22 protein-coding genes are annotated in these 23,223 nt (G+C 56.9%); 7 read left to right on the plus strand and 15 right to left on the minus strand.

All coding sequences use genetic code 11. From position 1 onward, the window contains the following. Window positions 1-67: 67 nt before the first annotated feature. Both ampE and ampD read right to left on the minus strand, forming a co-directional pair. The gene (gene ampE / locus ABLV66_RS20935) at window positions 68-922 is read right to left on the minus strand and encodes a beta-lactamase regulator AmpE (RefSeq protein WP_047050168.1); all 855 of its coding nucleotides are present in this window, start codon (window positions 920-922) and stop codon (window positions 68-70) included. Beyond that, window positions 919-1,482, minus strand: coding sequence for a 1,6-anhydro-N-acetylmuramyl-L-alanine amidase AmpD (ampD, locus tag ABLV66_RS20940; protein ID WP_047042669.1), 564 nt, complete (start codon window positions 1,480-1,482; stop codon window positions 919-921). The genes ampE and ampD overlap by 4 nt, the downstream gene beginning before the upstream one ends. Window positions 1,483-1,619: 137 nt before the next feature. Here ampD and nadC point away from each other — a divergent pair, with 137 nt between their 5' ends. The 4 genes from nadC (at window position 1,620) to hofC (ending at window position 5,716) form a co-directional block, all read left to right on the plus strand. After that, entirely contained in the window at window positions 1,620-2,513 is an 894-nt protein-coding gene (gene nadC / locus ABLV66_RS20945) for a carboxylating nicotinate-nucleotide diphosphorylase (RefSeq protein ID WP_015368230.1), read from the plus strand. 180 nt (window positions 2,514-2,693) lie between these two features. Further along, window positions 2,694-3,125 (plus strand): prepilin peptidase-dependent pilin, encoded by a 432-nt coding sequence (gene ppdD, locus ABLV66_RS20950; RefSeq protein ID WP_348876872.1) that lies wholly within the window; start codon window positions 2,694-2,696, stop codon window positions 3,123-3,125. A gap of 10 nt (window positions 3,126-3,135) precedes the next feature. After that, window positions 3,136-4,521, plus strand: coding sequence for a type II secretion system protein GspE (gene gspE, locus ABLV66_RS20955; RefSeq protein WP_348876873.1), 1,386 nt, complete (start codon window positions 3,136-3,138; stop codon window positions 4,519-4,521). Further along, the gene (gene hofC, locus ABLV66_RS20960) at window positions 4,511-5,716 is read left to right on the plus strand and encodes a protein transport protein HofC (RefSeq protein WP_045390028.1); all 1,206 of its coding nucleotides are present in this window, start codon (window positions 4,511-4,513) and stop codon (window positions 5,714-5,716) included. Before gspE ends, hofC begins: the two co-directional genes overlap by 11 nt. Window positions 5,717-5,746: 30 nt before the next feature. On the opposite strand, the gene ABLV66_RS20965 is transcribed toward hofC, so the two are convergent. Continuing rightward, complete coding sequence (locus ABLV66_RS20965) at window positions 5,747-6,790, minus strand: GMP reductase (protein WP_047042678.1); 1,044 nt, start codon at window positions 6,788-6,790, stop codon at window positions 5,747-5,749. 337 nt (window positions 6,791-7,127) lie between these two features. On the opposite strand from ABLV66_RS20965, the gene coaE reads away from it, so the two are divergent. Genes coaE through yacG form a run of 3 tightly spaced genes read left to right on the plus strand, consistent with a single transcriptional unit; the run spans window position 7,128 to window position 8,695 of the window. Then, on the plus strand, window positions 7,128-7,748 hold the full coding sequence (coaE, locus tag ABLV66_RS20970) for a dephospho-CoA kinase (protein WP_047078139.1): 621 nt from the start codon (window positions 7,128-7,130) through the stop codon (window positions 7,746-7,748). Further along, window positions 7,748-8,491, plus strand: a complete 744-nt coding sequence (gene zapD / locus ABLV66_RS20975) for a cell division protein ZapD (RefSeq protein WP_032709885.1) — start codon at window positions 7,748-7,750, stop codon at window positions 8,489-8,491. The genes coaE and zapD overlap by 1 nt, the downstream gene beginning before the upstream one ends. A 9-nt stretch (window positions 8,492-8,500) precedes the next feature. Further along, window positions 8,501-8,695 carry a DNA gyrase inhibitor YacG gene (gene yacG / locus ABLV66_RS20980; RefSeq protein ID WP_015368237.1) on the plus strand — a complete coding sequence of 65 codons (195 nt, stop codon included), beginning with the start codon at window positions 8,501-8,503 and terminating at the stop codon, window positions 8,693-8,695. Between the two features lie 67 nt (window positions 8,696-8,762). Here the strand turns inward: yacG and mutT are convergent, their stop codons facing one another. The 12 genes from mutT to murD all read right to left on the minus strand — a co-directional run bounded on the left by mutT (window position 8,763) and on the right by murD (window position 23,221). Then, on the minus strand, window positions 8,763-9,155 hold the full coding sequence (gene mutT, locus ABLV66_RS20985) for an 8-oxo-dGTP diphosphatase MutT (RefSeq protein WP_045390019.1): 393 nt from the start codon (window positions 9,153-9,155) through the stop codon (window positions 8,763-8,765). Window positions 9,156-9,215: 60 nt separating this feature from the next. After that, window positions 9,216-11,921, minus strand: a complete 2,706-nt coding sequence (gene secA, locus ABLV66_RS20990; protein ID WP_032709883.1) for a preprotein translocase subunit SecA — start codon at window positions 11,919-11,921, stop codon at window positions 9,216-9,218. Window positions 11,922-11,981: 60 nt separating this feature from the next. Continuing rightward, window positions 11,982-12,479: a secA translation cis-regulator SecM gene (gene secM, locus ABLV66_RS20995; protein ID WP_020079609.1), complete on the minus strand. Its 498-nt coding sequence runs from the start codon at window positions 12,477-12,479 to the stop codon at window positions 11,982-11,984. 322 nt (window positions 12,480-12,801) lie between these two features. After that, window positions 12,802-13,719 carry a UDP-3-O-acyl-N-acetylglucosamine deacetylase gene (gene lpxC, locus ABLV66_RS21000; RefSeq protein WP_015368241.1) on the minus strand — a complete coding sequence of 306 codons (918 nt, stop codon included), beginning with the start codon at window positions 13,717-13,719 and terminating at the stop codon, window positions 12,802-12,804. 100 nt (window positions 13,720-13,819) lie between these two features. Further along, window positions 13,820-14,971: a cell division protein FtsZ gene (gene ftsZ, locus ABLV66_RS21005; protein ID WP_004857884.1), complete on the minus strand. Its 1,152-nt coding sequence runs from the start codon at window positions 14,969-14,971 to the stop codon at window positions 13,820-13,822. 62 nt (window positions 14,972-15,033) lie between these two features. Beyond that, window positions 15,034-16,296 (minus strand): cell division protein FtsA, encoded by a 1,263-nt coding sequence (gene ftsA, locus ABLV66_RS21010; RefSeq protein ID WP_002888625.1) that lies wholly within the window; start codon window positions 16,294-16,296, stop codon window positions 15,034-15,036. Further along, entirely contained in the window at window positions 16,293-17,126 is an 834-nt protein-coding gene (ftsQ, locus tag ABLV66_RS21015; RefSeq protein ID WP_015368242.1) for a cell division protein FtsQ, read from the minus strand. The genes ftsA and ftsQ overlap by 4 nt, the downstream gene beginning before the upstream one ends. Before the next feature lies 1 nt (window position 17,127). Beyond that, window positions 17,128-18,048, minus strand: a complete 921-nt coding sequence (locus ABLV66_RS21020; protein WP_348876874.1) for a D-alanine--D-alanine ligase — start codon at window positions 18,046-18,048, stop codon at window positions 17,128-17,130. Beyond that, entirely contained in the window at window positions 18,041-19,516 is a 1,476-nt protein-coding gene (gene murC, locus ABLV66_RS21025; protein WP_020079611.1) for a UDP-N-acetylmuramate--L-alanine ligase, read from the minus strand. Before murC ends, ABLV66_RS21020 begins: the two co-directional genes overlap by 8 nt. A gap of 47 nt (window positions 19,517-19,563) precedes the next feature. Further along, complete coding sequence (murG, locus tag ABLV66_RS21030; RefSeq protein WP_047065207.1) at window positions 19,564-20,634, minus strand: undecaprenyldiphospho-muramoylpentapeptide beta-N-acetylglucosaminyltransferase; 1,071 nt, start codon at window positions 20,632-20,634, stop codon at window positions 19,564-19,566. Then, window positions 20,631-21,905 (minus strand): cell division protein FtsW, encoded by a 1,275-nt coding sequence (gene ftsW / locus ABLV66_RS21035; RefSeq protein ID WP_045390013.1) that lies wholly within the window; start codon window positions 21,903-21,905, stop codon window positions 20,631-20,633. Before ftsW ends, murG begins: the two co-directional genes overlap by 4 nt. After that, window positions 21,905-23,221: a UDP-N-acetylmuramoyl-L-alanine--D-glutamate ligase gene (gene murD, locus ABLV66_RS21040; protein WP_063413984.1), complete on the minus strand. Its 1,317-nt coding sequence runs from the start codon at window positions 23,219-23,221 to the stop codon at window positions 21,905-21,907. Before murD ends, ftsW begins: the two co-directional genes overlap by 1 nt. Window positions 23,222-23,223 lie beyond the last annotated feature (2 nt).

A 23,223-nucleotide genomic window follows, 5' to 3' on the forward strand; every position in this document is an offset into this window, starting at 1 on the left:
CCGGATAAGCGCAGCGTCATCCGGCGATATGAGTGCGCCAAGCCCGGCAGCGCCTGGCTTCGGGCTGTTAAATCAAAGTCCCGTAGATGGTCAGCAGCGCCATAATCACCACCACCACCAGCGAAGTTTTCTTCGCCATGGAAACCGCCGCTTTTGGCGTCTCAACCGCATCGACGTGCGGCTCGCGGGCCAGCGAGAACTGGGCCAGACGAGTTAATACCTGATACTGTGAAGAGTGACGGTCGCCTAACGAGGCAAACCACGCTGGCAGCGCTTTTTCGCCGTGACCCAGCAGCGCGTATACCACGCCAACCAGGCGCACCGGCACCCAATCGATAATATGCAGAATACCGTCAATGCCGGACTGTAAACGATGGCGCGGCGTCTGATAGCGCGCAAGCCAGGTCTGCCAGGCGCGCAGGACGCTATAGGCCGTCAGCGTCAATAACCCCCACGGGCCGCCGACCACCAGCCAGAACAGCGGCGCGAGATAGTAGCGATAGTTGATCCATAGCAGCGCGTTCTGCAGTTCACGCAGATACTCCTGGCGATCGCAGCCCGGCGGCACGCCGTGAATAAGCGTTAGCTCGCTGGCCATCGAATCGCAGGCGTGGCTATCGTTGTTCGCCGCCGCCTTCAGATAGGCATGATAATGCAGGCGCACCTTACCCGCGCCAATACACAGCAGGCCAAGCAAAATCCAGAACACCAGCAGCGGTACGTTAAATAGCTGCCCTTGTAGCAGGCGTTGAATAACATATACCACCGCCACCGCGACGACGGTCATCAGCACGGTGCCGAACAGCGAGAAATGCTTCACGCGGCGGAACAGTACCTCCAGGCGATGATCGAGCTGCCAGTGCTCGCCAAGCTTGAACAGACGCTCGGCGATGAGAACCAGCAGCGTAGTAAACAACGTCATGGTATCTCCTTATGTGACGATGCGGCCAACATACCGCGGTATTTTGCCCAATCAAAGGCCGGGCCGGGATCCGTTTTGCGTACCGGCGCGATATCGCAATGGCCGGTAATATTATCAGCAATACCAGGATAACGCTGGATAAGCGCCCGGGTAATCGCCGCTAGCTGCTGGTACTGCGCCTCGGTGTAGGCCTGAGTATCCGTCCCTTCCAGCTCAATGCCTATCGAAAAATCATTGCAGCGCTCGCGGCCGTGATAGCTTGAGACGCCCGCATGCCATGCGCGCTTATCAAAGGGCACATATTGGACTATTTCGCCATCGCGGCGAATCAGACAATGCGCCGAAACGCGCAGATGAGCAATCCCGGCGAAGTAAGGATGCGCGTCGGCATCCAACGTACCGGTAAATAGCGCGTCAATCCACGGGCCGCCAAACTCCCCCGGCGGCAGGCTGATATTGTGTACCACCAGTAAAGAAGGGTTTTCATCGTCCGGACGGCAATCGTGATGTGGCGAAGGCACCCGACGCGCGCCCACCAGCCATCCGCCATTCAACTGCATGGGGAATCTCCTTTCGCAAACGTGGATCCCGGCGGCCCCACAGGCGACGCGAAATCCATTGGGTATGTGTGGTACAGAAACGTGGTTCAGGTTAGCATGTTTCCCACTTCTGAATCTTATCTATCTGGAGCTTTATCATGACGCCTCGTCGCTACAGCCCCGACCGCCGCCGTGACGCGCTGCTGGAACGTATTAATCTCGATATTACCGACGCCGTCGCGCAATCACTACGCGAAGATCTGGGCGGCGAAGTTGACGCTAACAACGATATTAGCGCGCAATTATTGCCGTCGGACGCGCGCTCTCACGCCGTCGTCATCACCCGCGAAGATGGGGTATTCTGCGGTAAGCGTTGGGTAGAAGAAGTTTTCATTCAGCTTGCCGGCGACGATGTCAGCATCACCTGGCACGTGGCTGACGGCGATACGGTAAAAGCCGATCAGCCGCTGTTCGAACTGGACGGCCCGTCGCGGGTGCTGCTGACCGGCGAGCGCACCGCGCTAAATTTCGTGCAGACCCTCTCTGGGGTAGCAAGCGAAGTGCGCCGCTACGTCGACCTGCTCAAAGGCACCAAAACGCAGCTACTTGATACGCGTAAAACGTTACCAGGCCTGCGTACCGCGCTGAAGTATGCGGTGCTGTGCGGCGGCGGCGCGAACCACCGTCTGGGCCTCTTTGACGCCTTCCTGATCAAAGAAAACCACATCATCGCCTCCGGTTCGGTACGCCAGGCGGTGGAAAAAGCCTTCTGGCTGCACCCGGACGTACCGGTGGAAGTCGAAGTCGAAACGCTGGATGAGCTGGACGAAGCGTTAAAAGCCGGCGCTGATATCATCATGCTCGACAATTTCACCACCGACCTGATGCGCGAGGCGGTGAAACGTACCAACGGCCAGGCGGCGCTGGAAGTCTCCGGCAACGTCACCTTCGATACCATTCGCGAATTCGCGGAAACCGGCGTTGACTATATTTCCGTCGGCGCACTCACTAAGCACGTGCGGGCGCTCGACCTGTCCATGCGTTTTCGTTAATTATCTCCCCGATATCCACCGGGTATCGGGGCTATTTTTGCGAGACGCCTCGCACGCTTCGCGTGCATCTTTGAAAGCACTACCGAAAAGCTGGATGCCTGCATCCTAAGCGTATTTTTCCTCCTCGCCGCCGCAACGTAATCGCGCCAAAGTCACCCCACAACCAACAAGGAGTGACTTATGGATAAGCAACGTGGTTTTACCCTGATCGAATTAATGGTGGTTATCGGCATTATCGCCATCCTCAGCGCCATCGGCATTCCCGCCTACCAGAACTACCTACGCAAAGCCGCCCTCACCGATATGCTGCAAACCTTTGTGCCCTACCGTACGGCAATAGAACTGTGCGCGTTGGACCACGGCGGACTAACCAGCTGCGATGGCGGCAGCAACGGTATTCCCTCGCCGTCGACTACCCGCTATGTATCGGCGATGAGCGTCGCCCAGGGCGTGGTCACCCTGACCGGGCAGGAGAGTCTGAACGGACTGGCCGTCACCCTGCCCCCTTCCTGGGATAATGCCAACGGCATCACCGGCTGGCAGCGCGTCTGCGCCATCGGCGATGACAGCGCGCTAAAGCAGGCCTGCGAAGATGTCTTCCGCTTTAACTGAGGTGACAGCCATGAAAAGCGAACAGCTACTCTCACTCTGTCAGCGCCATCACGCCATTTTATTGAAGAGCGATGAGCAGACCATCGTTATCGCCGTCGTGGATACGCCGGCGCCAGAACTGATGGAAGCGCTGCGCTTCGCTACCCAAAAGCGTATCGATATTGAATGCTGGAGCCAGGATCGAATGGATAAGCATCAGCACGAGGCGCAACAGTCAGCATCAGAGTCCGCCACGGGTAACACCCGGGGCGTAACCGATCTGCTGAATCAAATTCTGGAGCAGGCGCTGCGCCAGCGTGCCTCTGATATTCATATTGAGCCGGCGGAAAAACAGCTGCGGATACGCCTGCGTGTCGATGGCGTGTTGCATGCCCTACCGTTACTTGAGGCCGCGCTGGCTGCGCCAATGGCCGCACGGCTTAAGGTGCTGGGCAACCTCGATATTGCCGAGCATCGTCTACCGCAGGATGGACAGTTCACTCTGACGCTGGCCGGGCGCACGGTCTCCTTTCGCATTGCAACCCTCCCCTGCCGCGGCGGGGAGAAAATCGTCCTGCGTTTATTACACCAGGTGGAGCAGGCGCTGGATCTGGAAGCTCTGGGGCTCTCCTCTCGTCAGCTTGCTTTTTTCCGCGCCGCATTGAACCAGCCGCAGGGGTTGCTACTGGTTACCGGGCCGACAGGTAGCGGCAAAACCGTCACCCTGTATAGCGCGCTGCAGGCGCGAAATCGCGAAGAGGTTAATATCTGCAGCGTGGAAGATCCGCTGGAGATCCCGCTAATCGGGCTCAACCAAACGCAGATCAATCCGCGATCCGGCCTCACCTTCCAGAGCGTCCTGCGGGCGCTACTGCGTCAGGATCCGGACATCGTCATGGTCGGAGAAATTCGCGATGCCGAGACCGCGGAAATCGCCATTGAGGCCGCACAAACCGGGCATCTGGTGCTCTCTACATTACATACTAACTCCACCAGCGAAACGCTGATTCGCCTGCAACAAATGGGCGTGGCGCGCTGGATGATCTCCTCAGCGCTTTCGCTGGTGGTCGCCCAGCGGCTGGTGCGAAAACTGTGTCCCCACTGCCGGCGCGATGGCGGCCGCCCTACCGAAGTGCCGCACAGTCTTTGGCCACGCCCATTGCCCGGCTGGCTGGCAGCTGGCTGTCCTCGGTGCTACCACGGTTACTACGGCCGCCTGGCCTTATTCGAACTGCTGCCGGTAGATAGCGCGCTACGCGAGGCCATTAATCGCGATCTCAGCGCGGCGGAAATCGAAACGCTGGCCCGCGAAGCTGGCATGATGACGCTGTTTGAAAGCGGCTGTGAAGCGGTGGAGCGCGGGTTGACCAGCCTGGAAGAAGTCGTGCGCGTTCTGGGGATCCCACATGGCGACTAAGCAGCTTTGGCAGTGGCGCGGGATGGATAAGCAAGGAATGCCGTGCGAAGGGGCACTCTGGCAAGAGACGCGCGCACAGGCGCTGGCATCACTGGAACAGCAGCGGATACTGCTGCTGGCGCTGCGGCGCCAAACGGTACAGGGTTCACTGTGGCGTCCGCGCTATAGCTGCGAGATTATCCGCCAGCTTGCCACGCTGCTGCAGGCTGGCTTACCGTTGGCCGAAGGGCTGGAGCTGCTGGCCCAACAACAGCCGTACAAACAGTGGCAGGCGCTGCTGCGAATGCTGGCGCAGGAACTGGCGCAGGGTGTTTCTCTCTCCAGCGCCCTGACGCAATGGCCGCGGGTCTTTCCGCCGCTCTATCTGACGATGATCCGCACCGGCGAGCTCACCGGTAAGCTGGAACGCTGCTGCTTTCAGCTCGCGCTACAGCAGCAGGAACAGCAGCGTCTGACAGAAAAGGTAAAGAAGGCGCTGCGCTACCCAATGGTGATTCTGACTTTGGCGCTGGCGGTGGTCATGGCAATGTTGTTTTTCGTGCTGCCGGAATTCACCGCTATCTATCGGACCTTCAATACGCCGCTCCCCTTGCTGACGCAAATGGTCATTCACATCGGCGATGCGTTGGCCCGCTACTGGCCGTTGCTGCCGCCGCTTTTTGCTATTCCGCTATTTCTCAACCGACTGGCCCGGCATCGGCCACGCTGGCTGCTGTTAAGGCAAAAGTTACTACACGCGATTCCGATTGCCGGTCGGCTAATCAACGGCCAACAGCTGAGCCAGATATTTACCATTCTTTCACTGACCCAAAGCGCGGGCATCAGCTTTGTACAAGGGCTGGAGAGCGTGGAGGAAACCATGGGGTGCCCGCTGTGGCGGCAGCGGATTGCACAGGCGCGCGCAGATATCATCCACGGCCAACCAATCTGGCAGGCGCTAACGAATTGCGGCGGATTCACCTTACTGTGTCTGCAGCTCATTCGTACCGGCGAGGCATCGGGATCGCTGGATACGATGCTCGATAACCTGGCGCGCCATCATAGCGAGCAAACTCATCAACAGGCGGATAATCTGGCGACGCTGCTGGAGCCATTACTGCTGGCGGTAACCGGAACGATCGTTGGCGTGCTGGTGGTGGCAATGTATCTCCCCATTTTTCATTTGGGAGACGCGCTCGGGGGGATGGGAAGTTAATGGCTGGCGCTAAAGCGCCAGCCATCGTCATTACAGGCTGTTGAACACGCGGTTCTCTTGTTCCTGGACGCGGATAAAGGTTGTGCGTTTGGTCAGCTCTTTCAGGCGGGAAGCGCCGACATAGGTGCATGCTGAACGCAGGCCACCGAGGATGTCGCGCGCGGTATTATCAACCGGGCCGCGCAGCGGCAGCTTAACGGTTTTGCCTTCCGCCGCGCGGTACTTCGCGACGCCGCCGACGTGGCGAGTCATCGCCGATTCAGAGCTCATACCGTAAAACAGCATGAATTTTTCGCCGTTCTCTTCAACCACGGTACCGCCGCTCTCTTCGTGGCCCGCCAGCATCCCGCCGAGCATCACGAAATCGGCGCCGCCGCCAAAAGCTTTCGCGACATCGCCCGGCATAGTGCAGCCGCCATCGCTGATGATCTGGCCGCCGAGACCGTGCGCGGCATCGGCGCATTCAATCACCGCAGACAGCTGCGGGTAGCCAACGCCGGTTTTCACGCGGGTAGTACAGACGGAGCCAGGGCCGATGCCGACTTTAACGATATCAGCGCCGGAAAGAATCAGTTCTTCACACATCTCACCGGTCACTACGTTGCCGGCAATAATGGTTTTTTGCGGCCAGGCGGCGCGGGCTTTCGCCACGAACTGAACAAAGTGCTCAGAGTAGCCGTTAGCCACGTCGATGCACACAAAGTTCAGTTGCGGATTCTGCGCCAGGATCTGCTGAGTTTTTTCAAAGTCCGCATCAGAGGTGCCGGTGGAAACCATCACATGCTGCAGCACTTCTGCAGATTCGCTCTGCACAAACGCCTGCCATTCTTCAACGCTGTAGTGCTTGTGCACGGCGGTCAGAATGCCAAAAGCGGACAGGGCTTTCGCCATGCTGAAGGTGCCGACGGTATCCATGTTAGCAGCGATAATCGGTACGCCGGACCAGGTCTGGCCTGAATGCTTAAAGGTGAATTCACGTTCCAGCTGAACATCAGAACGGCTTTTGAGGGTAGAGCGCTTCGGGCGGATAAGAACGTCTTTAAAACCTAGCTTCAGATCTTCTTCAATACGCATGTGCGAATTCCTGGGGTTAATTGCATTAATGTGAGAGCACAACTCCAGTGACGCTATCATACGCACGAATCATAGCCGCGCAAGACTGCGATTTTCACTTTTTTTACGCTACAATCGTTTAAATTTACCTGGTGAATAGCGAAAAACACGCTCGTGTGCTTTCCTTACCAGTGCATCATTTTTAACCAATTGATTTTCATATATAAAGAAAGTAACGATTCACATTATGGATACTTTTTCGATTTAGCAAAATCTCGATTAAGCTATCCCCGGCGCCTGACGGGCGTGGTGAATCGCCAGGGTTTTGAACAATAATGTGACATCGGGATTGAAGTGTATGGGGTATACGGTAGCGTTAACAGGCGGCATCGGTAGCGGTAAAAGTACCGTTGCCGACGAATTTGCTCACCTGGGCGTAACCGTTATCGACGCCGATATTATTGCGCGCCAGGTTGTAGAACCCGGTACACCTGCCCTGCTCGCCATCGCCGAAAGATTTGGTCCACAGATGCTCAACGACGATGGCTGCCTGAATCGCCGCCGCTTGCGCGAGCGTATTTTTGCTCATAGCGAGGACAAGGCCTGGCTTAACGCGCTGCTGCATCCGCTGATTCAGCAAGAAACGCGCCGTCAGATGCAGGCCTCAACCTCGCCTTATCTCCTCTGGGTCGTACCCTTGCTGGTCGAAAACCGCCTGACCGATAAAGCCGATCGCGTGCTGGTTGTCGATGTGCCGAAAGAGACGCAAATCGAGCGCACCATGCGCCGCGATGGGGTCAGTCGCGAACACGCTGAACATATTCTTGCCGCCCAGGCGACGCGCGAACAGCGTCTTGCCGCAGCGGATGATGTTATTGAAAACATGGGCTCCGCGGATGCCGTCGCATCCCACGTCGCCCGCCTGCACGAAAAGTATTTAATGCTGGCATCGCAGGCCGCCTCACAGGAAAAATCGTAATGCATACCCCTGTTCTCTTCGAACATCCGCTCAATGAGAAAATGCGCACCTGGCTGCGCATTGAATTTTTATTTCAGCAGCTCTCTTCTCGCCCCACCATCGCCAGCTACGCGGACGCCCTCCATTTTTTCCGCAATACCGGCGATCTCCTGGACGTGCTGGAACGCGGTGAAGTGCGTACCGATCTGCTGAAAGAGCTGGAGCGACAACAGCGGAAATTACAAACCTGGGCCGAAGTGCCCGGTGTCGACCAGCAGCGTATTGATGCTCTGCGTCAGCAGCTTAAACAGTCCGGCAGCACCTTGATTTCCGCTCCGCGCATTGGCCAGTTTCTTCGTGAAGATCGACTGATTGGCCTGGTGCGCCAGCGTCTGAGCATCCCCGGCGGCTGTTGCGGCTTTGATTTACCAACGCTACATATCTGGCTGCATATGCCGCAGGAATATCGTGATGAGCAGGTGGCGAGATGGTTAGCGAGCCTGACGCCGCTGATGCAGTCGCTGGAGCTGATCCTTGATTTGATTCGTAACTCTGCGCCTTTCCGTAAGCAAACCAGCCTCAATGGCTTTTATCAGGATAACGGCGACGATGCCGATCTGCTGCGCCTGCGCCTGGATCTCGCAAGCCAGCTGTATCCGCAAATTTCCGGCCATAAAAGCCGCTTCGCTATCCGTTTCCTGCCGCTGGACAGCGAGCATGGCATCGTGCCGGAACGCTTTGATTTTGAACTGGCTTGTTGCTAAGGAGATACTATGTCAGAAGAGACTATCGTTAACTGCCCAACCTGCGGTAAAAACGTCGTCTGGAGCGAACAAAGCCCGTTTCGCCCGTTTTGCTCGAAGCGTTGCCAGCTTATCGATCTTGGCGAGTGGGCGGCGGAAGAGAAACGTATACCCAGTTCCGGCGACTTGTCTGATAGCGATGACTGGAGCGAGCCGCAGCAGTAACCTTCCCTATCGCTAATCCGGGACGATCCGGATTAGCATTTCAGGCCGGCGCCGGGTTGCACGGCGCTCAGGCAAGCGTAATAAGTTTATTGATAATCGGCTCGTTTGCCGGCGGAAATGCCTGCGGATCCAGCGCCTGCTGCGCCATCCACTGCCCCGGTTGCCCTTCTTTGCCCCACGGCTCGCCTTGCCAGTTTTCCACCAGGAAGAACCATAGCGTGATATGGCGGTCAGGGAACTGATAATCCAGTTTGTCGAACAACGTGGACGTCGTCACCGTAATCCCGACCTCTTCCTGCAGTTCACGTACCAGCGCCTGTTCCGGCGTCTCACCTGATTCTATTTTGCCGCCGGGGAATTCCAGTTTATTAGCCATATGCGCGTCTGCGGCACGCTGGGTAATAAAAATTTCGCCTTGCGGATTGCGAATTATCCCGACGGCGATTTGCAGTTTTTTCATTGAATCAGCTCCATAAAAAAGGCGCAGAAATCTGCGCCCTGGTTTGCTTTTTATCAGCCCTTAGCTCAGACGGCCGTGGCACTGTTTATATTTTTTACCGGAACCGCACGGGCACGGATCGTTACGCCCAACTTTACGGTCGCCGGTCTGTTCCGCCAGCGAAGCGGCAGCCAGAGTATCGTCATCCTGGTGGCTCAGCTGCTGCATCTGCGCGAGACGCTCTGCCTCTTCGCGACGTTGCTGTTCCATCTCTTCGACTTCTTCCGGCATCCGCACCTGTACCTTGCTCAGGGTGCTGATGACTTCATACTTCAGCGATTCGAGCATGGCTGCGAACATTGAGAAGGATTCGCGCTTGTACTCCTGCTTCGGATCTTTCTGCGCATAGCCGCGCAGATGAATACCCTGGCGCAGGTAGTCCATCGCCGCCAGGTGCTCTTTCCACAGGGAATCCAGCGTTTGCAGCATGACGCCTTTCTCGAAGTGACGCATCATTTCGGCGCCGACCACTTCTTCTTTACGCTGGTAGGTTTCTACCGCGCTCTGCAGAATACGTTCGCGCAGGGTCTCTTCGTGCAGCTCCGGCTCTTTATCCAGCCACTCTTTGATTGGCAGATCAAGGTCGAAGTCGTTTTTCAGACGTTCCTGCAGGCCTTCGATATCCCACATCTCTTCCAGCGACTGCGGCGGAATGTGCGCATCGATAGTGGCTTTGAAGACATCTTCGCGGATGCTGTTGATGGTTTCGCTCACGTCGGAGATATCCAGCAGCTCGTTACGCTGGGTGTAAATAGCGCGACGCTGATCGTTGGCGACGTCATCATATTCCAGCAGCTGTTTACGGATATCGAAGTTGCGGCTTTCCACTTTACGCTGAGCGTTGGCAATCGCTTTGGTCACCCACGGGTGCTCGATAGCTTCGCCCGGCTTCATCCCGAGTTTACGCATCATGCCGGATACGCGATCGGAGGCGAAGATACGCATCAGGGCATCTTCCATCGACAGGTAGAAGCGGGAAGAACCGGCATCACCCTGACGGCCAGCACGGCCACGCAGCTGGTTATCGATACGGCGGGATTCATGACGCTCGGTACCAATGATGTGCAGACCGCCTGCGGCCAGTACCGCATCGTGGCGCACCTGCCAGTCAGCTTTGATTTTTTCAATCTGCTCAGGCGTTGGATTTTCCAGCGCGGCGACTTCTGCCTGCCAGCTACCGCCGAGCATAATATCGGTACCACGACCCGCCATGTTGGTAGCGATGGTGACCGCAGCCGGATAACCCGCCTGGGCGACGATATCCGCTTCGCTGGCGTGGAACTTGGCGTTCAGGACGTTGTGCTTGATGCCGGCTTTCGTCAGTTCGCGGGAAACCACTTCAGATTTTTCGATTGAGATAGTACCGACCAGCACCGGCTGACCGGCGGCGGTACGATCTTTAATATCTTCGATAATCGCCTGAATTTTTTCCGCTTCGGTCATATAGACCAGATCCGCCATATCCTTACGGATCATCGGACGGTTAGTCGGGACGACAACGGTATCCAGTTTATAGATGGAGCTAAATTCAAAGGCTTCGGTATCCGCGGTACCGGTCATCCCCGCCAGCTTCTCGTACAGACGGAAGTAGTTCTGGAAGGTGATGGATGCCAGAGTCTGGTTCTCGTTCTGGATCTCCACGCCTTCTTTGGCTTCTACCGCCTGGTGCAGGCCATCGGACCAGCGACGCCCCTGCATCGTACGGCCGGTGTGTTCATCGACGATGATGACTTCGCCATCTTTCACGATGTAGTCAACGTCGCGGGTAAACAGCGCGTGGGCGCGCAGCGCGGCGGTAACATGGTGCATCAGCATAATGTTGGTCGGAGAATACAGCGATTCGCCTTCCTCCATGATGCCTTCCTGCACCAGCAGCTCTTCGATCAGTACCAGACCGCGTTCGGTCAGGTTAACCTGGCGAGCTTTCTCATCCACGGAGAAGTGGCCTTCACCGGTAAAGGTGTCGGAGTCTTCCTTTTCCTGGCGGATCAGGTGCGGAATAATTTTGTTCACCTTGCGATACATTTCGGAGCTGTCTTCAGCCGGGCCGGAAATGATAAGCGGGGTACGCGCTTCGTCGATCAGGATGGAGTCCACCTCATCCACCAGCGCATAGTGCAGCTTACGCTGTACGCGCTCTTCCGGACTGAACGCCATGTTATCGCGCAGATAATCGAAGCCGTATTCGTTGTTGGTACCGTAGGTGATGTCGGCCGCGTAGGCTTCACGCTTCGCCGGCGCAGGCAGGCCGGACATATTGATGCCCACGCTCATACCGAGGAATTCGAACAGCGGACGGTTGTTTTCGGCGTCACGCTGGGCCAGATAGTCGTTGACTGTAACGACGTGAACGCCTTTACCGGTCAGCGCGTTAAGGTAGGCCGGCAGGGTCGCGGTCAGGGTTTTACCTTCACCAGTACGCATTTCCGCGATGCAGCGGTCGTTCAGTACCATACCGCCCAGCAGCTGCACGTCGAAGTGGCGCATACCGAAGACGCGTTTACTCGCTTCGCGCACCACGGCAAAAGCTTCCGGGATCAGGCTTTCCAGACTTTCACCTTTCTCCAGACGCGCGCGGAATTCTCCGGTTTTGGCTTTCAGCTCATCATCAGAGAGCTTTTCCATCGCCGGTTCCATACCGTTGATGATATTGACGACTTTGCGCATACGACGCAGCGTACGGTCGTTACGGCTACCGAACACTTTAGTTAACATTTTAATTAGCATAATAAAATCTCAAACGCCCCGCAGTGCGGAGTAAAAAAATAGGATGGTCCGTGTTTATTTTCAGCTGAGACGTTGAGGCCCTGCGCGGATCCCCGCTACCTGGCTTATCCAGGCGCTGACGCGGAAGACAGAATAAGAGGAAGGGATATAAGCTGCCTGGCGGATAACCACCGGCGGTCTGCTGTCCTGGGTCAGCAGCGCGCTGAGCGTATCGAGCAGGGCCAGATGCTGAGCCTGAAGCGGCGACGATTCTTCCGCCACCGGCAAAGCCTGCGGCGCCATCGCGAACGACAGATGGCGAATAACGGTACGAATCGCATGCTGATGCCAGTAATCGACGGTAAAGTTCGGCCGACGGTTGGCCTCCAGCAGCGCCAGCTGGGAGAAGTTAACTTTATTCGGGTTATGGTTGCTGGCCGTGGCTTTCGCCGGCGTAGTGGTTTCGTGGCTGTTGTTAAGCGCAGGCAGGCCGAGGCTAGCCGCGACCATCCCCAACAGGAGATGCGGCCAAAAATACCGTCTGCCAAACTGTCGCCAACGCGTCAGCAATCCACTCACTTTCTTTACCTTTAGTTGGTATTCCTGCGTCCTTTCAGGCGGTCCATTTTATTGGCGGTCTTCGCAGTACAGCCTGAAATCGACAGGATAAAGCAACCCAGAGAAAAATTTTGCGCCCAAATACTAACATTAATACCGCGCCGAGACAGCAGGAATGAACGCTAATGCTGCGGTAAAACGCTTAATAAAGCAGCGAACGCGCACAGGTTATTGCCAGCGAAACGCAGTGAAAAGCGGTTTGGGGAGGCTAAAAAGAAAAACGACTGGTTCCCTGGACGGAGAGAGTACCAGGTTACCAGTCGAATTTACTGAATGGTCAGGCTTACGCCAGAACCATTGACGGTGCGCGGAATGCCAGCGGCAGTTTTGCGTCGTCTTCGAAGGTCACATACTCCCAGGCTTCCTGTTTTGCCAGAACAGCCTGCAGCAGTTTGTTATTTAACGCGTGACCGGATTTGAACGCCGTGAATGCGCCGATAATGTTGTGACCACACATAAACAGGTCACCGATCGCATCCAGCATTTTGTGGCGTACAAACTCATCTTCAAAGCGCAGACCGTCTTCGTTCAGTACGCGATAATCGTCAACAACGATGGCACAATCGAAGCTGCCGCCCAGGCACAGGCCACGGGACTGCAGATATTCGATATCACGCATGAAACCGAAAGTACGAGCACGGCTAATCTGACGCATGAACGCATCGGCCGAGAAGTTCAGCGCATAGCGTTGGGTGCTTGAGTCAATCGCCGGATGGTTAAAGTCGATGGTAAAGTCCAACGAAAAACCATTGTACGGCTTAAACTCAGCCCATTTGTCGCCATCTTCAACGCGAACCGTCTCTTTGATACGCACAAATTTCTTGGCGCTGTTCAGTTCATCGATGCCGGCATCCAGCAACAGATAAACGAACGGAGCGGCGCTACCGTCCATAATCGGGATTTCCGGCGCATCGACTTCAACAATAATGTTGTCGATGCCCAGGCCAGCCAGTGCGGCATTTAAGTGCTCGACTGTAGAAATCCGCACGTCATGCTCGTTCACCAGGCAAGTACAGAGCATGGTATCACGCACAGATTTGGCATCAGCCGGAAAATCAACCGGTGGATTCAAGTCGGTGCGACGATAGATGACCCCGGTATTTGCCGGCGCAGGGCGTAAAGTCAGCGTGACTTTCTTGCCGGTATGCAAACCGACACCAGTCGCCTGAACAATACGTTTAAGAGTCCTTTGTTTGATCATCGTATAATCTCGCCAAGTTACCTATCCAACCGAAGTGTACTATACATTCGGCAGGGCAGTTTAGCACAAAGAGCGCAGATGCCCAACTTCCAGCCAATTCTTAATCGGCTTGCTTACGCAGGAAAGCTGGAATATCCAGATAATCCGGCTCTTTCGCGGTTTGCGGCGTATTGTCGTTCACCACTTTCGCGACCGGTTTCTGCTCTTGAGTTAATGGAGCCATACCGTGCTGCTGGTAGCGATCCATTACCGGCTGCTGTACCTGTTTGTTGGTCACCAGGGTAATTTCCGGACGCTTGTCCATACCGATACCGGTGGCAACAACGGTCACACGCAGTTCATCGTTCATATCCGGGTCCAGGGAGGTACCGATAACCACGGTCGCGTTATCCGAAGCAAAGGCGCGGATAGTGTTACCGACGGTCTCGAACTCATCCAGACGCAGGTCGAAGCCAGCGGTGATGTTGACCAGTACGCCACGCGCGCCGGACAGATCGATATCTTCCAGCAGCGGAGAAGAGATAGCCATTTCAGCCGCTTCTTCCGCACGGTCTTCACCGCTCGCCACGCCGGAGCCCATCATTGCGTAGCCCATTTCCGACATCACGGTACGAACGTCCGCGAAGTCGACGTTCATCAGACCCGGACGGGTAATCAGTTCGGCAATACCCTGCACCGCGCCTTTCAGTACGTCGTTCGCCGCGCCGAAAGCGTCAAGCAGAGAGATACCGCGACCCAGTACTTTCAGTAGCTTGTCGTTCGGGATGGTGATCAGTGAGTCAACGTGCTTGGACAGCTCGGTGATCCCCTGCTCAGCAAACGCCATGCGCTTCTTGCCTTCGAAATTAAATGGCTTAGTGACGACCGCAACGGTCAGGATACCCAGATCCTTCGCCACTTCCGCGACCACTGGCGCCGCACCGGTACCGGTACCGCCGCCCATACCCGCCGCGATAAAGACCATGTCCGCGCCATCAAGCGCAGCGCGCAGCGCTTCACGGTCTTCGTCAGCCGCATTACGGCCAACTTCCGGGTTCGCGCCTGCACCCAGACCTTTGGTAATACCGCTACCGATCTGGATAGTCTGGCCAACAGCCGTTTTACGCAGCGCCTGCGCATCGGTGTTCACCGCGAAGAATTCAACACCCTCAATGCGCTCGCGCACCATGTGTTCAACGGCATTACCGCCGCCGCCACCGACGCCGATGACTTTAATCACCGCGTCGTTGGTCAGTTCCATAGGTTCAAACATAGTTTCTCTCCGTCTTGTGCCTGTCGCCTGAGAACGCTAATTGTCTGCGTTCTCTTAAAAAATTAAAACTCTTTTCGCAGCCAGCTGTTGAGTCGCTTAATCCACGAGCCCACTGACGCCGTCACGCGTTTTTCGACTTCTGCTTCACCACTGAGATGTGACTCTTTTCCGTAGTGCAGCAGCCCAACCGCCGTCGAATAATACGGCTCCTGAGCGTAATCCGTTAAACCGGTAATGTTCAGCGGCGCGCCAATGCGTACCTGCGTATGGAACACGCGCTGCGCGCAGGCCGCCAGGCCTTCGATTTGCGCGGCGCCGCCGGTTAAAACAATCCCCGCCGCCAGATGGTGTTTGACCCCTTGCTGACGGAGCTGTTCCTGCAGCTGCAGGATTTCTTCATTAACCAGATTGAGCAGTTCGGTATAACGCGGTTCAATCACCTCTGCCAGCGTCTGACGCTGCAGGCTACGCGGCGGACGTCCGCCCACGCTCGGTACTTCCACGTTTTCGTCTTTACCGACGATTGAACCTAATGCGCAACCGTGACGAACCTTGATGGCTTCGGCGTCGCTCGGCGGCGTACCGAAGGCATAGGCGATGTCGCTGGTCACCACGTTGCCCGCGTAAGGGATCACTTTGGTGTGACGCAGCGCGCCGCCGGTATACACGGCGATATCCATTGTACCACCGCCGATGTCTACTACGCAGACACCCAGCTCACGTTCGTCTTCCGTTAATACGGAATAACTGGCCGCTAAACCGGCGAAAATAAGTTGGTCAACTTTCAGACCACAACGTTCAACCGCTTTAACAATGTTTTTCGCCATATCGTTATGGCAGGTAATCAGATGTACCTTCGCCTGCATACGCACGCCGGATAACCCTACCGGGTTTTTAATACCTTCCTGGTAGTCGATGGCGTATTCCTGCGGGATGACGTGCAGTACGCGATGCTCGTCGCGTACGCGTACTGATTTCGCAGTATGAACGACGTTTTCCACGTCATCCTGCGTCACCTCTTCTTCGGAGATAGGCACCATGCCAATCTCATTTTGACAGCTAATATGCTTACCTGAAAGCGCCAGATACACTGATGAGATCTGGCAATCGGCCATCAGTTCAGCCTGGTCGATAGCGCGCTGTACGCATTTCACTACCGACTCGAGGTCATTCACCCCGCCTTTATCCATGCCGCGCGATGGGCAACTGCCCACGCCAATGATATTAATCATACCGTCGGGCAGAACTTCCCCTACTAAAGCGGCAACCTTCGCGGTGCCAATCTCCAGTCCAACTACCAGTTTTCTGTCCGTCGCCTTGATCATCGTTGTTCTGCCTGTGCCTGATTCTGTTGTTGATTATTTTCCTCTACGGGAGCAGGTACCCAACCTACCGCCGCACCCGAGTCATAGCGCAAATCAACGTAGCTTATCCGTTTGCCGTCGGTCTGTGCCTGCTGCTGAAGAACCGGGTAGAGTTCCATAAAGCGCTGAAGCCGTTTCATGGTGTCGCCGCGGCCAAGGTTGAGCTTAATATCGTTATTAAGCGTCAACTGCCAGGAGCGACGCGCGGTCATTGCCGCCACTTTCAACGTGAACTTATTCTTTGCCAGCACCTGCCCCATGTCGCGGTATCCCTGCAGCACTTCATTTTCGCTGCCTTCAGGGCCGTATAACATCGGTAAGTTCTGTTTGCTGGTACGATCCGCCGGCACGCTGAAAGAATTTCCTTCGACGTCTACCATATGTTGATCATTCCAGCGCGCAATCGGCACATATTCAACCAGATGAATCTTCAATTCATCGGGCCATTGTTTTCTTACGCTCGCCTGTTTAATCCACGGCAGGCGCTCAATTTGACTCTGGATGATATTGACGTCCTGAGTCATAAAAGTGCCCGGCGAGCCCAACGCCAGAATAGCCTGACGGATATCATCGTTACGCGTGTAGTGACGTTCGCCGGTGACGACCATTTTCGACAACGGCAGACGCTGCGCATCTTCCATCCATCCAAGAACCATCCATCCGCTGACCAACACGGTACACAACACCGCCAGCAGGAAAACGATACCTGCCAGCCGGGTTCCATTATTCCGACGCGAAGAAGCAATCGACTCTTCTTCCTGGTTCCGCGTATTCAGCGCCGCCTGCGACATATCACCCCGCCAGGTCCAGAATTCGTACAACAAGCTGCGAGAAGCTCATCCCCGCCTGGCGGGCCGCCATCGGCACCAGACTATGGCTGGTCATCCCCGGTGAGGTGTTCGCTTCCAGCAGATAAAACTGGCCATCGCTGTCCAGCATCACGTCAATACGTCCCCATCCTTTGCAACCCAGAACATTCCAGGCTTTAAGCACCAGGCTCTGGATTTCTGTCTCGCGGGCAGGTTCCTCAAAACCAGGGCAGAAATATTGCGTCTCATCAGAGAGATACTTCGCCTCATAATCATAGAAGGTTCCAGCCGCCTGGATACGAATTGACGGTAAAATTTCTTCACCGACGATAGCGACGGTAAATTCCGGGCCACTAAGCCATTTCTCAATCAGAACTTCATCATCATGCTGAAAAGCCAGCGCCAATGCATCCTGCATTGCACAACTTTCGCTAACTTTCGACATGCCGACGCTGGACCCTTCGCGACTCGGCTTGATGATAACCGGCAGCCCCAGCGCCGCAATCTGCTCACTAACGCCAGCAGAAAGTCCTGCGTTGAACTGGGCGCGGGTCAATGCAACCCACGGCGCGACCGGTAATCCCGCCCCCTGCCACAGTAATTTACTGCGCAGTTTATCCATCGAAATGGCGGAAGCCATTGCGCCGCTGCCGGTGTACGGCAGTTGAATGAGCTCAAGAAGGCCTTGCAGCGTGCCATCTTCGCCGCCGCGCCCGTGCAGGGCAATAAACGCTTTCTGAAAGCCCATGTTTTTCAACTGGGTGATATCAACGTCACGCGGATCGACCGGGTGAGCATCCACCCCGCCTTCACGCAGCCCGGCCAACACCGCCGCGCCTGAATTCAGCGAGACTTCACGTTCAGCGGAGGTTCCGCCGAAGAGAACCGCGATTTTATCAGCCATGGCGGTCCTCCTCCGTTTTTTGCGGTACCAGTTTGATTTCAGCCAGGTGACGTGCGATTTTTCCTATGTTGCCGGCGCCCTGCACCAGCACCAGATCGTCGCCGGTCAATACCGACGCCAGCATCTCCGCGGCCTGCGCCGGATCGGAAACCAGAATCGGGTCAACTTTGCCACGACCGCGGATCGTACGGCACAGCGAGCGGCTATCGGCGCCAGGGATCGGCGCTTCGCCCGCCGGATACACATCCAGCATCAGCAGCGCATCGACCTGGGTCAGCACGTTGGCGAAATCATCGTACAGATCGCGAGTACGGGTATAACGGTGCGGCTGGAATACCATCACCAGATTTTTATCCGGCCAGCCGGCACGCGCCGCTTTGATAGTGGCGTCGACTTCCGTCGGGTGATGACCGTAATCGTCGATTAGCATCGCGCTACCGCTCTTGCCGTTGACTTCCGCCAGCGGATATTCGCCAAGGAAGTCGAAGCGGCGGCCGGTGCCCTGGAAACTTTCCAGCGCGCGCAGAATCGCCTCGTCTTCAATGCCCTCTTCCGTCGCGACGGCAACTGCCGCGGCAGCGTTAAGCGCATTGTGGCGACCCGGCGCGTTCAGCGTCACCTGCATGACCTCTTTGTCCTGGCGTACCAGGCGGAAATGGCCCTGCGCGCCGACCTGACGATACTCTTCAATGCGTACGTCGGCGTCATCGCTAAAACCATAGGTGGTGATTTGGCGGCCGACGCGCGGCAGCAGTTCACGAATCACCGGGTCATCCACGCACATCACCGCGCGCCCGTAGAACGGCAGGTTGTGCAGGAAGTTAATAAAGGTCTGCTTCAGGTTCTCGAAGTCGCCATGATAGGTATCCATATGGTCAGCTTCAATGTTGGTCACAATGGCGACCATCGGCTGCAGATGCAGGAACGACGCATCGCTCTCGTCCGCTTCCGCAATCAGATAGCGGCTATGGCCAAGACGGGCATGCACGCCCGCCGCCTTCACCAGCCCGCCGTTGACGAAGGTCGGATCGAGGCCGGCCTCGGCGTAAATGCTGGATACCATCGCGGTGGTGGTGGTTTTGCCGTGCGTACCGGCAATCGCAATCCCGTGACGGAAACGCATGAGTTCCGCCAGCATTTCCGCGCGGCGGATCACCGGAATGCGCGCTTCGTGCGCGGCGACGATTTCCGGGTTATCCGCGGAGATCGCGCTGGACACCACGACAACGCTGGCATCGCGCACGTTTTCCGGGCGATGGTTGAAATAAATGGTGGCGCCAAGCTGCGACAGCTGCTGAGTCACCGGATTCGGCGCAAGATCGGAGCCGCTAATCTGGTAGCCTTCATTCGCCAACACTTCGGCAATACCGCCCATACCGGCACCGCCGATGCCGACAAAGTGAATGTGCCGGACGCGACGCATCTCGGGCACTATGGAACGCAGTTTTGCCAAATCTTGTGTATTCATTCTTTACGCCATCAACTTCTTTATTCGGGCGGTGATAATCACCGCGATTAGCGCGCCAAAGCTACGGCGCTGACCTCTTCCGCTACCCGCTCGGTAGCATCCGGAATCGAAGCGCCACGCGCTCGTTCCGCCATATCCATCAGGGTTTCCCGATCCCAACCGGCCAGAGTGGCCGCCACGGCATCCGCCGTGAACTCGGGTTGTTCGAGAATTTTCGCCGCGCCGGCTTTTTCCAGCGGCAGCGCATTCCAGTACTGCTGACGATCTTTGTGCTGGAACGGGACGAACAATGCCGGTAAACCTGCGGCAGCGATTTCGCTGACCGTCAGCGCGCCGGAACGACAAACAACCACATCGGCCCACGCATAGGCTGCCGCCATATCATCAATAAACTCAGTCACTTTATGCTGCGGCTGACCGGCGGCGGCGTACGCCTGGCGCACGGTATCCATGCCGCCTTTCCCGCTCTGATGCCAGATGGTCACCGCATCGCCGAGCTTCGCGGCCACCTGCGGCATAGTCTGGTTCAGCACGCGCGCGCCCTGAGAGCCGCCGACCACCAGCACGCGAATCGGCCCCTGCCGGCCCACCAGACGCTGTCCCGGCAGCGGTAGCGCGAGAACGTCGGTACGCACCGGATTCCCCACGACATCTGCGTGCGGGAAGGCGCCGGGAAACGCCTGCATCACTTTCTTCGCAATCTTCGCCAGCCATTTATTGGTCAGGCCGGCAATCCCGTTTTGTTCATGCAGCACCACAGGGATCCCGAGCGACCATGCCGCCAGACCGCCAGGTCCGGAAACATAACCGCCCATGCCCAGCACCACATCCGGCTGGAAACGCTTCATGATCGCCCGCGCCTGCCGCCAGGCGTTGAAGATCCGCACCGGCGCTAACAGTTGCGCTTTTATCCCTTTGCCGCGCAGGCCGGAGATGCGAATAAAATCGATATCAATGCCGTGTTTCGGCACTAAATCCGCTTCCATACGATCGGCGGTGCCAAGCCAGCGAACCTGCCAGCCCTGGTCCATTAAATGGTGCGCGACCGCCAGCCCCGGGAACACATGTCCGCCAGTGCCGCCCGCCATCACCATTAACCGCTTTTCCTGACCGCTCATCGAACACCCCGTGTAAACGCCTGCGCTTTCTCGAGGCGCGTTTCATAATCTATTCGCAATAAAAACATAATGGCCGTCGACATAATCAGCAGACTGGAGCCACCATAACTAATCAATGGCAAGGTCAACCCCTTAGTCGGCAGCATTCCCGCCGCCGCCCCGACGTTAACCAACGCCTGGAAGCTAAACCACACGCCGATAGCACAGGCCAAAAAGCCGGAGAAGCGGTGGTCAATCTCCAGCGCCTTGCGGCCAATCGACATGGCGCGAAAGGCGACGAAGAATACCATTAAAAGCGCGAGTACCACACCGATATAACCGAGTTCTTCGCCGATAATGGCGAAGATAAAGTCGGTATGCGCTTCCGGCAAATACTCCAGTTTCTGCACCGAGTTGCCGAGGCCCTGCCCCCACATCTCGCCGCGGCCAAAGGCCATCAGCGATTGGGTCAGCTGATAGCCGCTACCAAACGGGTCTTCCCACGGGTTCCAGAAGGAGGTGACGCGGCGAATACGATACGGTTCGGCGAGGATCAGCAGCACCACCGCCGAGATCCCCATGCCGATAATAGCGATGAACTGCCAGAGTTTCGCGCCGGCCAGGAACAACATCGCCAGCGTAGTCACGAACAGTACAACCACCGTACCGAGGTCAGGCTGCGCCAGCAGCAGAATCGCCAGCACGAAAATCACGCCCATCGGCTTTAAGAAGCCGCGCAGGTTGTTACGCACCTCATCCGCTTTACGCACCAGATAGTTGGCGATGTAGCAGAACAGCGATAGCTTGGTAAACTCCGCCGGCTGAATACGCAGCGGCCCGAGCGCGATCCAACGCGAGGCGCCGTTAACCGAGCTCCCCACCACCAGTACGATCAGCAGCATCACAATCGAGGCGATCAGCATCGCGGTACTGTGGCGCTGCCAGAACTCCATCGGCAGACGGAGCGTAATCATCGCCAGCGCGAAAGCCAGCACAATATACAAACCATCACGCTTAGCAAACAGGAACGGATCGTTCGCCAGGCGCTGTCCGACCGGCATCGAGGCCGAGGTCACCATGATAAAACCGATAGCCGCCAGGCCGAAGGTCAGCCACAGCAGCATCCGGTCATACATGACCAGGCTATCGTTATCTTTCGGGCGCGAGCCCATCACCCAACCTTTCAGCGCGGCGAACAGCCAGGCGAAAATAAACATCCCCGGCAGTCGCGGCAGCTTCAACCGGGGCAGGCCCAGCTGTGGCATTCTCAGGCGTGGGAGAGAGAAACGCATCAACCTAACTCCTTCGCCAGACGGGTAAAGACATCACCCCGTTGTTCAAAGTTTTTAAACTGGTCCAGGCTCGCGCAGGCCGGCGACAGTAAGACCATATCGCCTGTTTTAACCTGCGAAGCGATTTGCCGCATCGCCTGTTCCATGGTTTCGGTTTGTACCGCGATTTCCGGACGCAGCGACGCCAGTTGAGCGCCGTCGCGGCCGAAGCAGTACAGACGAACGTTCTCGCCGCCAAGATAGCGTTTCAGCGGCGTGAAGTCGGCGGATTTACCGTCGCCGCCCAACAGCAGATACAGCGTACCGTCGAGATGCAGGCCGTTCAGCGCCGCCTCGGTACTGCCGACGTTGGTCGCCTTGGAGTCATTGATCCAACGCACGCCGTTATGCTCCAGCGCCAGCTGGAAGCGGTGCGCCAGACCGGTGAAGGTAGTCAGCGCCTTCAGGCTACTGGCGCGCGGCAAGCCCGCGGCATCCGCCAGCGCCAGCGCCGCCAGGGCATTGCTGTAGTTGTGCTGGCCGCTGATGGTCATTTCTTTCACGTTCAGCACTTTCTCACCCTTCACCCGCAGCCAGGTTTCGCCCTGCTGGCGGTTAAGGTGATAGTCGCCGACATCGACGCCGAAGCTGACGCAGCGTTCGTCAGCGCCGCGTACCGGCATGGTCAGCGCATCATCGGCATTCACCACGCAGGTTTTAGCATTTTCATAGACCCGCAGTTTCGCCGCGCGGTACTGCTGCAGCCCCAGCGGATAGCGGTCCATATGATCCTCAGTCACGTTGAGGATGGTGGCCGCGACGGCTTTCAGGCTGGAGGTGGTCTCCAGCTGGAAGCTGGAAAGTTCAAGCACGTACAGTTCGCGCGCCGGATCCAGCAGCATCAGCGCTGGCAGGCCGATATTGCCGCCAACGCCGACATTCACGCCCGCCGCCTTCGCCATCTCGCCCACCAGGGTAGTAACGGTGCTTTTTCCGTTAGAGCCGGTAATGGCGATAATCGGCGCCTGCGCCTCGCGGCAAAACAGCTCGATATCGCCGACGATTTCCACGCCAGCGTCCGCCGCCGCGCTCAGTGAAGGGTGCGCCAGAGCAATCCCCGGGCTTGCGACAATCAGATCCGCCGCCAGCAGCCAGTCGTCGTTAAGGCCGCCCACGTGGCGCTCAACGGCTTCCGGCAGCTTATCAAGCCCGGCAGGGGCGACGCGGGTATCCATCACGCGCGGGGTTACGCCGCGCGCCATGAAAAAGTCCACGCATGACAGGCCGGTCATGCCCAGCCCAATAATGACGACTTTTTTACCCTGATAATCTGCCATGA

The sequence above is a fragment of the Klebsiella sp. CN_Kp073 genome (assembly GCF_040065495.2).
In the GTDB taxonomy this organism is placed as follows: Bacteria; Pseudomonadota; Gammaproteobacteria; order Enterobacterales; family Enterobacteriaceae; genus Klebsiella; species Klebsiella aerogenes.

Bases quoted from the DNA above. Each gene is read 5' to 3' on its own strand.
- ampE (WP_047050168.1), bottom strand. From the start codon at position 922: ATGACGTTGTTTACTACGCTGCTGGTTCTCATCGCCGAGCGTCTGTTC.
- ampD (WP_047042669.1), bottom strand. From the start codon at position 1,482: ATGCAGTTGAATGGCGGATGGCTGGTGGGCGCGCGTCGGGTGCCTTCG.
- nadC (WP_015368230.1), top strand. From the start codon at position 1,620: ATGACGCCTCGTCGCTACAGCCCCGACCGCCGCCGTGACGCGCTGCTG.
- ppdD (WP_348876872.1), top strand. From the start codon at position 2,694: ATGGATAAGCAACGTGGTTTTACCCTGATCGAATTAATGGTGGTTATC.
- gspE (WP_348876873.1), top strand. From the start codon at position 3,136: ATGAAAAGCGAACAGCTACTCTCACTCTGTCAGCGCCATCACGCCATT.
- hofC (WP_045390028.1), top strand. From the start codon at position 4,511: ATGGCGACTAAGCAGCTTTGGCAGTGGCGCGGGATGGATAAGCAAGGA.
- ABLV66_RS20965 (WP_047042678.1), bottom strand. From the start codon at position 6,790: ATGCGTATTGAAGAAGATCTGAAGCTAGGTTTTAAAGACGTTCTTATC.
- coaE (WP_047078139.1), top strand. From the start codon at position 7,128: ATGGGGTATACGGTAGCGTTAACAGGCGGCATCGGTAGCGGTAAAAGT.
- zapD (WP_032709885.1), top strand. From the start codon at position 7,748: ATGCATACCCCTGTTCTCTTCGAACATCCGCTCAATGAGAAAATGCGC.
- yacG (WP_015368237.1), top strand. From the start codon at position 8,501: ATGTCAGAAGAGACTATCGTTAACTGCCCAACCTGCGGTAAAAACGTC.
- mutT (WP_045390019.1), bottom strand. From the start codon at position 9,155: ATGAAAAAACTGCAAATCGCCGTCGGGATAATTCGCAATCCGCAAGGC.
- secA (WP_032709883.1), bottom strand. From the start codon at position 11,921: ATGCTAATTAAAATGTTAACTAAAGTGTTCGGTAGCCGTAACGACCGT.
- lpxC (WP_015368241.1), bottom strand. From the start codon at position 13,719: ATGATCAAACAAAGGACTCTTAAACGTATTGTTCAGGCGACTGGTGTC.
- ftsZ (WP_004857884.1), bottom strand. From the start codon at position 14,971: ATGTTTGAACCTATGGAACTGACCAACGACGCGGTGATTAAAGTCATC.
- ftsA (WP_002888625.1), bottom strand. From the start codon at position 16,296: ATGATCAAGGCGACGGACAGAAAACTGGTAGTTGGACTGGAGATTGGC.
- ftsQ (WP_015368242.1), bottom strand. From the start codon at position 17,126: ATGTCGCAGGCGGCGCTGAATACGCGGAACCAGGAAGAAGAGTCGATT.
- ABLV66_RS21020 (WP_348876874.1), bottom strand. From the start codon at position 18,048: ATGGCTGATAAAATCGCGGTTCTCTTCGGCGGAACCTCCGCTGAACGT.
- murC (WP_020079611.1), bottom strand. From the start codon at position 19,516: ATGAATACACAAGATTTGGCAAAACTGCGTTCCATAGTGCCCGAGATG.
- murG (WP_047065207.1), bottom strand. From the start codon at position 20,634: ATGAGCGGTCAGGAAAAGCGGTTAATGGTGATGGCGGGCGGCACTGGC.
- ftsW (WP_045390013.1), bottom strand. From the start codon at position 21,905: ATGCGTTTCTCTCTCCCACGCCTGAGAATGCCACAGCTGGGCCTGCCC.
- murD (WP_063413984.1), bottom strand. From the start codon at position 23,221: ATGGCAGATTATCAGGGTAAAAAAGTCGTCATTATTGGGCTGGGCATG.